We start from the raw sequence: 293 nt of genomic DNA on the forward strand, positions 1-293 counted from the left end.
ACTTAGAAGCTTTCACTAGAAACAAATATGAATGAGCTGTGAAAAATAAAGAAATACATATGAAACAGGAAGAAAATACATTTGCTAAACTCACGCCACAAGAATCTCATGAACCAGAGCTGCAACCTTTCATTAATTCTCTGTCAAAAATACACAGTGAAGAAACAGAGTTTCTTTCCCACAGTATCCCAGAAGTTACAAGCCAATCAACCATTTGCAAATAGCTTGCATACAATATATAGAATGTGTGAGGAAGAGATAGAACGCCCAAGGGTTGGGGAGTTACTCGAATC

At 36.9% G+C, this 293-nt stretch carries 1 protein-coding gene; it reads left to right on the forward strand.

The window, feature by feature from the left end; translation table 11 throughout:
• The first annotated feature begins 38 nt into the window (after nucleotides 1-38).
• Nucleotides 39-224: a hypothetical protein gene (locus tag QSV46_RS39365; protein WP_314964041.1), complete on the forward strand. Its 186-nt coding sequence runs from the start codon at nucleotides 39-41 to the stop codon at nucleotides 222-224.
• Nucleotides 225-293: the final 69 nt, after the last annotated feature.

Source organism: Bradyrhizobium cosmicum (assembly GCF_032290525.1).
Lineage (GTDB): Bacteria > Pseudomonadota > Alphaproteobacteria > Rhizobiales > Xanthobacteraceae > Bradyrhizobium > Bradyrhizobium cosmicum_A.